The 9,636-nt window shown below is 73.2% G+C and carries 8 protein-coding genes; 4 read left to right on the forward strand and 4 right to left on the reverse strand.

The window, feature by feature from the left end:
• Positions 1-385: 385 nt before the first annotated feature.
• From FM110_RS09675 to FM110_RS14310, 4 genes are all read left to right on the forward strand, one after another.
• A complete protein-coding gene (locus FM110_RS09675) occupies positions 386-1,081 on the forward strand; it encodes a DUF4956 domain-containing protein (RefSeq protein WP_200810214.1) in 696 nt (231 codons plus the stop codon).
• A complete protein-coding gene (locus FM110_RS09680; RefSeq protein WP_234992183.1) occupies positions 1,078-2,106 on the forward strand; it encodes a VTC domain-containing protein in 1,029 nt (342 codons plus the stop codon). The genes FM110_RS09675 and FM110_RS09680 overlap by 4 nt, the downstream gene beginning before the upstream one ends.
• 328 nt (positions 2,107-2,434) lie before the next feature.
• Positions 2,435-3,745: a carbohydrate-binding domain-containing protein gene (locus FM110_RS09685; protein WP_159458035.1), complete on the forward strand. Its 1,311-nt coding sequence runs from the start codon at positions 2,435-2,437 to the stop codon at positions 3,743-3,745.
• Positions 3,746-3,920: 175 nt separating this feature from the next.
• Positions 3,921-5,807 carry a carbohydrate-binding domain-containing protein gene (locus FM110_RS14310; protein WP_087104564.1) on the forward strand — a complete coding sequence of 629 codons (1,887 nt, stop codon included), beginning with the start codon at positions 3,921-3,923 and terminating at the stop codon, positions 5,805-5,807.
• Between the two features lie 442 nt (positions 5,808-6,249).
• Here FM110_RS14310 and FM110_RS09695 read toward each other — a convergent pair whose 3' ends face one another.
• The 4 genes from FM110_RS09695 to FM110_RS09710 all read right to left on the reverse strand — a co-directional run bounded on the left by FM110_RS09695 (position 6,250) and on the right by FM110_RS09710 (position 9,481).
• Positions 6,250-6,912, reverse strand: coding sequence for a hypothetical protein (locus FM110_RS09695; RefSeq protein ID WP_087104565.1), 663 nt, complete (start codon positions 6,910-6,912; stop codon positions 6,250-6,252).
• Positions 6,913-7,062: 150 nt separating this feature from the next.
• Positions 7,063-7,641: a thermonuclease family protein gene (locus FM110_RS09700; RefSeq protein ID WP_234992191.1), complete on the reverse strand. Its 579-nt coding sequence runs from the start codon at positions 7,639-7,641 to the stop codon at positions 7,063-7,065.
• Positions 7,638-8,243, reverse strand: a complete 606-nt coding sequence (locus FM110_RS09705; protein WP_087104566.1) for a GNAT family N-acetyltransferase — start codon at positions 8,241-8,243, stop codon at positions 7,638-7,640. The genes FM110_RS09700 and FM110_RS09705 overlap by 4 nt, the downstream gene beginning before the upstream one ends.
• Positions 8,244-8,458: 215 nt before the next feature.
• Complete coding sequence (locus tag FM110_RS09710) at positions 8,459-9,481, reverse strand: oxidoreductase (RefSeq protein ID WP_234992193.1); 1,023 nt, start codon at positions 9,479-9,481, stop codon at positions 8,459-8,461.
• Between the last annotated feature and the right edge of the window lie 155 nt (positions 9,482-9,636).

Below are 9,636 nucleotides of genomic sequence, written 5' to 3' on the forward strand. Positions count from 1 at the left end.
GACAGCCTGATCCCTATCGCCGAAGGATCGCTACACCACTTCCGGGGACTTGACCCGAGGGGGCAATGGGAAGCACCGCAGATATACGCGCGCAGAGGCCCGTATACGTCCTATCTCCGCGTATACCTGCAGCACTTCCCGTGCTCTCCGCAGCACCGCCGAGCGGCATGCGCGCCAACCCCGTCTCGGCAGGCCCCGCCTGACATCCAGGCCCCGCCTCGCTCTGCCCCCGGACCGCGCGCAGCCGTGGCCCCGCGGCCCCGACCGGCCCATCCGCACCCCATATCCCCGCGCCAGGCCCGGCATAGCTCCCGCACAGCATCGGCCTGGAGAGTCGTCCCCACGACAACCGCCCGCCCCGATGAACCCCACCAGGAGCCCAGCCATGGACACCCTCGCCCTCTACGCCCTCGACCTCGTGGCCGCCGCCGCGCTGACGTTCGGCGTGTACTGGCCCCGCCACCGCCGCCGCGACCTGGTCGTGGCCCTGTGCGGCATCAATGTGGGCGTGCTCGCGGTCTCGGCGCTGCTGGCGAGCTCCGCGGTCACCGCCGGGCTGGGCCTGGGTCTGTTCGGCGTCCTATCGATCATCCGCCTGCGCTCGGACGAGCTGTCCCAGCACGAGATCGCCTACTACTTCGCGATGCTGGCGCTCGGCCTGATCGGTGGCCTCGGCATCACCCCGATCTGGCTGTCGGCCGGCTTCATGGCGCTGATCGTGGCCACCCTGGCCGTGGTCGACCACCCGACCGTGCTGGCGCGGCACCGCCGTCAGGTGATCGTCCTGGACCGGGCGATCGCCGACGAGGGCGACCTGCGCGCCCACCTGGCCGCGCGCCTCGGCGCCGACGTGACCGCCCTGACCGTGCAGAAGCTGGACCTGGTCTCCGACACGACCACGGTCGACGTCCGCTACCGCCTCCACGCTGCGCCGCTGGCGACCACCGGGACCGCCGCCGCGCAGCGCTCCGTCTCCCGCAGCACCGACGGCCGCACCGCGGAGCATCGGACCGACGGTCTCCCTGCGGCCCCCGCCGACGCCCCGGCGCGCGAGCGCATCCTCACCGGGACCGCCCGATGACCGCCGCCGACCGCCCCCACGGCCGCCGCGCCGCCCGGATGCCGCAGCCGATCTCGGTGCGGGCCGCACTCGCCGAGGCGACGGCCCTGCACGGCATCGCCGAGCTCCCGCCCATCGGCCTCGACGAGCTCCCGCCCATCGGCCTCGACGAGCTCACCGCGCGGGCGTCCCTCATGACCCGCACGGACCGCAAGTACCTGGTGCCGATCGCCTCGGCCCACCGCCTGCTGCACGCCCTCGACGGGGACGTGCGCGTGCTGGAGATCGGCGGCGCCCGCACCTTCGGATACCGCTCGACGTACTACGACACCGCGGATCTGGTCTCGTACCGGACGGCGGCGACGGGCCGGCGGCGACGCTTCAAGGTGCGCCGTCGCGACTACCTCGACACCGGCGCGAGCTTCCTCGAGGTCAAGACGCTGACGGGCCGCGGCCAGTCGGCGAAGGTCCGCGCGGAACTCGCAGCGAGCGGGGATCGCGGCGCGATGCCCCCCGCACCTGCACCTGCACCTGCACCTGCACGTACAACAGCAACTGCAACCGCGCCCGCGCCCGCACTACCCCTGCCCTCGGACACCGCAGCCCTCACCGGGGCGCTGCGGAAGTTCGTCGACACGGCCGTGGCCGACGCCGGCGTCCCCTCCCCCGAGGCGGCCCTGCTGCCGCAGCTGCGCACCGAGTACGACCGGACGACGCTGCTGGTGGAGTCCGAGGGAGCGCGTCTGACGATCGACGGCGCGCTGACCTGGACGGATCTGCTGACGGGCGCGGAGGCCGACGCGGAGGAGTCCGCCCCGGTGCCGCCGCGCGCCGCCGCTCCCGACGCCGGACGCCACCAGCTCGCGGGGATGGTGGTGGTCGAGACGAAGTCGGGCTCGCGCGCGGGCACGGCGGATCGGCTGCTGTGGTTGGCAGGGCATCGCCCGGTGCGGATCTCGAAGTACGCGACGGGGCTGGCGCTGCTGCGCGGCGACCTCTCCGCGAACCGGTGGCACCGGACGCTGGGGACGCTGCGGGCGGCGTGAGCGAGAGGCCACGGAGCCATCGCGGACGCCGCGCGAGAACTGGTAGCCATGCGTGCAGACACCCTCTCTCAGAGGCTCGTCTGCACGCATGGCTACCAGTTGTTGCAGACACCCAGCCCGCCCCGGCGCTGACGCAAAGCCGCCCCCTCCCCCAGACATAGCTCCCGCACAGCGGCGGTCCCGAGAGTGGATCTCACGCAGGACGGAGCAGGCCCGACGGGCCGCCCGCACCCCGCAGTCCAGAACCCGCAGTCCAGAACCCAACGCCCGCACCCCGCAGTCCACAGCCATCGGGCGCCCCACCGCCCGCGACACCAGGAGCCTCACCATGATCCGCTCGATCCGCCGCACCACCGCCGCCCTGACCGTCGGCGCCGCGACCCTCGCCCTCGCCGCCTGCGGGATCACCGCCGGCGCCACCACCACGGACACCACGCTGTCGGGCACGACGACCACCACCTCGGTGGTGTCCTCGCAGCTCGCGAGCACCGACACCCACTTCTCCCAGGACGACCTGACCTGGGACGCCTCGAGCGAGCAGACGATCACGCTGGCCGACTCGGGCTCCACCTCGTCCTCGGGCTCCGTGAGCGTCGACGGCTCGACGATCACGATCACCGAGGCCGGCGTCTACCGCGTCTCGGGCTCGCTGTCCGACGGGCAGCTGGTCGTCACGGCCGCCGACGACGCCGACGTCACCCTGATCCTCGACAACGCCTCGATCACGAGCACGACCGGCAGCGCGATCTCGGTGACGAGCGCCGACGAGGTCACGATCTCGCTGGCCGCCGGGACGACGAACGCGGTGGCCGACGGCTCCTCGTACGAGGTGGCCGACGATGCCACCCCGGTCGCGGCGATCGCCTCGGCGAGCGACCTGACGATCGCCGGCGCCGGCGCCCTGAACATCACCGGGAACGCGAACGACGGCATCTCCACGAAGGACGGCCTGGTCATCGCCTCGGGCACGATCACCGTGACCGCGGTGGACGACGCGATCCGCGGCAAGGACTACGTCTCGGTGCTCGACGGCACGCTGGACATCACCTCCGGCGGCGACGCCCTGAAGTCCGACAATTACGAGGACGAGGACGCCGGCTGGGTGAGCATCACCGGCGGCTCCCTGACCATCGACTCGGGCGATGACGGCATCGACGCGGAGCAGGCGATCGGCGTCTCGGGCGGCACGCTCGACATCGCGCAGGCGGTCGAGGGCCTCGAGGCGCAGGACATCACCGTCTCCGGCGGCACGGTGTCGATCACCGCGAGCGACGACGGCATCAACGCGACGGCGAAGACCACCGCCGAGGAGGCCGCCGCGGCGGAGTCCACGAGCAGCGACGACACCGAGAACTCCCGCCAGGCGATGGGCTCGGAGTCCGATGACGGCTCGACGCTGACGATCTCCGGCGGCACGGTCACCATCGACGCCGCGTTCGACGGCCTCGACTCCAACGGCACCATCGCGATCACCGGCGGCGACACGACCATCACGAGCGCCGACAACGGCGGGGACGCGCCGGTGGACGCCAACGGCGACATCACCTTCGAGAACGCGACCCTCACCGCGAACGGCACCGCGATCACCTCGGCCGACGAGCTCGGCACGCAGATGGGCGGCGGCCCCGGCGGCAAGTGACGCCGCGGGCGGGGCGGCGAGGAACCGTCGTCCCGCCCCCAGCCGCTCGTCCCCGATCAGACCATCGGCCCACCCCATCTCCCCGACCGCGTCGCCCCGGACGCAGTCCCGGCGGCTCCCGCCGCCGACCGCACACACCCACCGCCGCGCCCTCCCGGGCCGGGAAGGACACACCATGAAGACCACGACCATCCGCCGCACCGCGACCGCCGCGGCATCCGGCACCGCCGTCCTCGCTCTCGCCGCCTGCGGGGTCTCCTCGGCCCTCACCGGCTCCAACGGCTCCACCGGCGCGAGCGACGGCGGCGGCGCGAGCAGCTCCGTGACGGCCACGTCGGCCGCGGACCTCGCGAGCATCGACACCCATTACTCCGCCGACGACACGACCTGGGACGCCTCGAGCGAGCAGACGATCACCCTGGCGGACTCCGGCTCGAGCTCCAGCAGCTCCGATGTCGCGGTCGACGGCTCGACCGTCACCGTGAAGGCCGCGGGCGTGTACCGGGTCTCGGGGTCGCTCGCGGACGGGCAGCTCGTCGTCGACGCCCCGGACGACGCGAAGGTGGTGCTGGTCCTCGACAACGCCTCGATCACCCACGCCGACGGCACGGGTATCGCTGTGGACAACGCCGACGAGGTGGTGCTGTCGCTGGCCGAGGGCACGACCAACGCGGTCGCGGACGGCTCCTCGTACGAGGTGGCCGATGACGCCACCCCCGTCGCGGCGATCGCCTCGGCGAGCGACCTGACGATCGCCGGCGCCGGCGCCCTGAACGTCACGGGCAATGCGAACGACGGCATCTCTACGAAGGACGGCCTGGTCATCGCCTCGGGCACGGTCACCGTGCACGCCGCCGACGATGCGATCCGCGGCAAGGACTACGTCTCGGTACTCGACGGCACGCTCGATCTGACCAGCGGCGGCGACGCCCTGAAGTCCGATAACTATGAGGACACCGACCGCGGCTGGGTGCTGGTCGCGGGCGGCACCACCACCATCACGTCCCAGGACGACGGGATCGACGCCGAGCAGGCCGTCCAGGTCACCGGCGGGAAGCTCACGATCGCGCAGTCCGTCGAGGGCATCGAGGCGATGAACGTGATCATGGCCGGCGGGGAGGTCGCGATCACCGCGAGCGACGACGGCATCAACGCGACTGCGATGACCACGGCGGCAGAGGCCGCGGCCGAGGAGTCCGGCACGGATGCGACGAGCGGATCCAGCGCCTCCGACGGCGGCGGTGCCGACTCCGGGCAGGCCGCGCAGGGCGGGCAGGCCCCGTCGGGCACGACCGCGGGCGGCGGCTCGGCGGCATCGGACGGCGGCGGCTCGGCGAGCACCGACCAGGGCACGAGCAGCCAGGGCACGACCGGCCAGGGCTCGGGCTCCCAGCAGGGCCATCGCGGCGGCCCCGGCGGGCAGCCTCCGCAGGGCGGGCAGGCCCCGAACGGTCAGGCGCCCGGCGGGCAGACGAGCGGCGGCACGGCCGCGTCCGACGGCGGCGGCGACACCGGCCAGGCCCCGGCCGACGGCCAGATGCCCCAGGGCGGAGGCCCCGGCGGCGGCCAGGGCGGCGCTATGGGCGGTGGCGGCGAGTCCGATGACGGCTCGGACCTGCAGATCACCGGCGGCACGCTGACGATCGACGCGGACTTCGACGGCCTCGACTCCAACGGCACCATCGAGATCACCGGCGGCACCACCACCATCACGAGCGCCGATAACGGCGGCGACGGCCCGGTGGACGCCAACGGCGACATCACCTTCGAGAACGCGACGCTCACCGCCAACGGCGAGCAGATCACCTCGGTCGACCAGATCGGCACGAAGGGCGGTCCCGGCGACGGTCAGGGCGGCGCCGCGGGGCAGGGCGGTCCCGGCGGGCAGCAGGCCGACGGTTCGGGCTCGTCCGGCTCGGGCTCGTCCGGCTCGGGCTCGTCTGACGCGGGCACGTCCGGCTCCGGTTCGTCGGGCTCCGGTTCGTCGAGCTCGGGATCGTCGGACAGCACGGCCCCCTCCGGCGTGCTGCAGAACGACGGTTCCACGACCACCGACTCCTGATCGACACTCCATCGACAACAGCTGATGTGCCACACATCGTGGCGATCGCGTCCGCAGATGGACGATCGATCACGAGAAGCATGAGCGCATGGGCCCCGCAGCGAGCGATCGCTGCGGGGCCGATGCTCTCCGTGTCTGCACAGTGCGTACCGATATCTGTTGCACGAAGGGCGCAGTGCCACGAGCGTTGTCCATGCCCCCGTGACGACGGACCGAGAAGAAGGCCTGAGAATTCCAGCCGGACGACTGGAGCTCGGGCCTTTCGTCTGTCCTGCGGGCCGGGAGCAGAGAGTCGGGCGTCCTCACGTCGAGCACGATGGTCGACTGCAGGGTCTCGGCATAGGCAGGCTCCCCGAGATGGGCCGCGTTGAGAGCACCCAGAACCGCATCCGCGATCCACCGCCGGCACGAGGCCCGATCTCATCGATCACCGCACACCGGTTCACGCCTGCGCCCAGCGCAGCCACCAGCGCACCTGCGCGTCGTCACACCCGACGAAGGCGCCCTCGGCCCATTCCCGGTCGGGGTATCGCACCCGAGTCACCACGTGCATGAACGCGTTCTCCCCGACCAGCACGACAGCCACGTCCCACCGCGTGCGACCGATCGTCCTGTGCGCCAGGAAGTCCAGGATCCCCGCCTCCCCCGGCGCGGTCGTCAGCCACGAGAGCGGGTTCGACCCCGGCGGCTGGACGTCGGTGCCCGCAGGGACGAGCACCGCGAGGATGTCCCCCGATGCGGTGGTGCGGATCAGGCGGCTCGGATGGTCGGGGAAGCGTCCCGAGTCGACGTCGCGCACCGTCACTCCCGCCGCGGCGATCCACCAGCGTCCATTCCCCTCGACCTCATGGCCGAGCTCGCGCAGGCGCTCCTGGATCCCCGTCAGCTCCGCCTCGAGGCGAGCGGCCGCCTGCGGGTCCACCGGCGGCGGGTCGTCCTCATGGAGACGGCCGTAGGCATCCTCCATGCCCCGTTCCCAGGCGCGGATCCTCACCCGGAGATCCGCCGGAAGGGCCCGGTCGATATCGTGCCGCTCATCGTCCGAGGCCCACTCGAGGATCAGTCCGTAGTCCCAGTCGATGCGCACCGCGGGCTTCTCGTCCACCGCTGCCCCTGCCCGACCGGTGTCGCCGGTCCTCGATGCCGCGCCGTCGCGACAGTGCTCATCATCCTCCTGCTCCGACGTCGTCCGTCCATGGACTCGCGCCGCGGCGAGGAGCATGGGCAGCGACAGGAGTAGCGGCGATCTCCCGTCTCAGCCCCCGCACCCGCTCGCGGGGTCGAACAGGCCGCGGCCCGCGCGCTCGGCGTCGTCGGAGGCATCGACCACCGCAGCGTAGAAGCGGTCGTTGGGCTCGAACAGCACGGGCAGGGCCAGCCCGGCCTCGGCGACCTCGGCGTTGACCAGGGAATCCCCCTCGTAGACACCGGCGAGGGTGCGGCCGTAGCGGTCCTCGCGCTCGCGGTCGAACGCGAGGGTCACTGTCGTTCCCTCCGGCAGTCGCCGGGCGAGGAAGGCCGTCGCCTCAGGTCCCAGGCACTCCTGGGCCTGGGTGCCGTGGTGCAGCTCGGGCGCATCGATGTTCAGCAGGCGCACGCGGGTGCGCTCCCCGTCGACATCGGCGATGAGGGTGTCGCCGTCGACCACGCGCACCACCGTCGCCTGCGCCTCATCGGCCGCGGCCGGGGCGAGCCAGGACGACGGGTCGCGCAGGGCGTCGAGGTCGATGCGCCCGCTCGCCGCGGCGACCACGAGGGCGAGGACCAGGAGCGCGGCGAGCGGGATGACGCCGCGGAGGAATCGCCCGGTGCGGCCGGATCCGCGGGCCCTCACCGGGTGACTGCCCCGCCGAACGGGCCAGCGGCATCCGTCATGTCCTCGCCGGGCGCCGCGTCTGCATCGGGCTCTCCAGTCGTGCCGATGCCGGAGGCGCCCTCCCCCTCGTCTCCGCCGTGCCCGGGATCGAGCGCGAGCTTGCACCCGACGTGGGAGGGCGCGTAGCCGAGCCGCTCGTAGAAGCGCAGGGCCTCGGGCCGCTGGGCGTCCGTCGTGAGCTGGGCGAGCACGGCCCCGTGCCGTCGCCCGTAGTCGTGGGCCCACTGCAGCATCGCGGTGCCGAGCCCGTGACCGCGGGCCGACGCCGCGACCCGCACGGCCTCGATCTGCAGCCGGGTGGCGCCGCCGCGGGAGAGGCCCGGGATCAGGGTCAACTGGCAGGTGGCGCACACCCGCGCCTCGGCGTCGCGGACGACCGCGAGGAACTGGCGGGGATCGGCGTCCACCGCGGCGAACGCGGCCTCGTCGACGGCGAGGTCCGTGTGCTCGCGGGTCGCGCCGAGCACGTCGTCCGCCAGCAGCGCGACGATCGCGGGGACGTCGGCGGCGGCGGCGCGCTCGATCGTGAACGTGCCGCCGCGCGTGGGGAGCTCAGGCATGGCCCCATTCTCCCCGAGCACCGCCGTCCCCCGGTTCCGCCGCCGTCGTCATCGCCGAGCGCCAGGCTGCGACTCAGATCCGGCCGCATATGAGTCTCAGCCTGGCGCTCGGCGAGCCCGTCACCCGCGGGCGCCTGCGCTGCGGAGGGCCGGCGCCACGGAACCCGTCACCCGCAACGCCCTGCGCTGCGGAGGGCCGGCGGCCGCCCTGTGGGTCAGCCCGCGTCGAGTGCCGGGTAGTCGGTGTACCCCTCGGCACCGTCGCTGTAGAAGGTCGCCGGGTCGGGCTCGTTCTCCCCCAGGCCCTCACGCCAGCGGCGGGCCAGGTCCGGGTTCGCGATCGCCGCCCGGCCGACGCCGACCGCATCGGCCAGGCCGTCGGCGACGAGGCGCGCCGCCTCCTGCCGCGTGGTGATGATCCCGAAGCCGGTGTTGGCGATCAGCGGTGCGCCGCTGACCTCGCGGATCATCTGGACGAGCTCGCTGGTGGGGTCGGCATGCAGCACGTCGACGAACGCGATCCGCAGCGGGGCGATGCCCTCGGCGAGCGCGCGGTAGGTGCGCATCGTCTCGGCCGGGTCGGTCTCGAGCGCGCCCTGGATGTTGTGCTCGGGCGAGAGGCGGATGCCCGTGCGCTCGGCGCCGATCTCCGCGGCCACGGCCGTCACGACCTCGACCGCCAGGCGGGCCCGGTTCTCGGGGCTGCCGCCGTACTCGTCCTCGCGGTGGTTGGAGGCCGGGGCGAGGAACTGGTGGATCAGGTAGCCGTTGGCGCCGTGCAGCTCGACGGCGTCCATCCCCGCGTCGACGGCGCGACGGGCCGCGGCGACGAAGCCGTCGATCACCTTGCGCACCTCGTCGGTGGTCAGGGCCTCGGCGACGGGCGGGTGGACCTTGCCCTCGGCGATGCGGATGGGGTTGGAGCCCGCGCTCGCATCGGCCGAGACGATGCGGCCCGTGCCGGTGAGCTCCGGGTGGGAGACACGCCCGCCGTGCATGATCTGCATGGCGATGAGCCCGCCCTCGGCGTGGACGGCGTCGGCGACGCGCGCCCAGCCGGCCTGCTGCTCGGCGGTCTCGATGCCGGGCTGGCCGTACCAGGTGCGGCCCTCGCGCACGGGCCAGGTGCCCTCGGTGACGATGAGGCCCAGGCTCGCGCGCTGGCGGTAGTGCTCGACGGCGAGGTCGCCGGGGACGCCGTCGTCCTTGCCCGCTCGCAGGCGCGTGAGAGGTGCCATGACCAGGCGATTGCGCAATTCGAGGGCGCCCAGGGAGACGGGGGTGAACAGGGCGGAGACCTCAGGGGCCTCCGAGGCGGTGGGCGTAGCGGGGGCGGAGTCGGCGGGCGCGGCAGGGCTGGCGACGGCGAACGGGGACGGCTCCTCCCAGGGCC

Origin of the sequence: Brachybacterium nesterenkovii (genome assembly GCF_900163655.1) — a bacterium.
In the GTDB taxonomy this organism is placed as follows: Bacteria; Actinomycetota; Actinomycetes; order Actinomycetales; family Dermabacteraceae; genus Brachybacterium; species Brachybacterium nesterenkovii.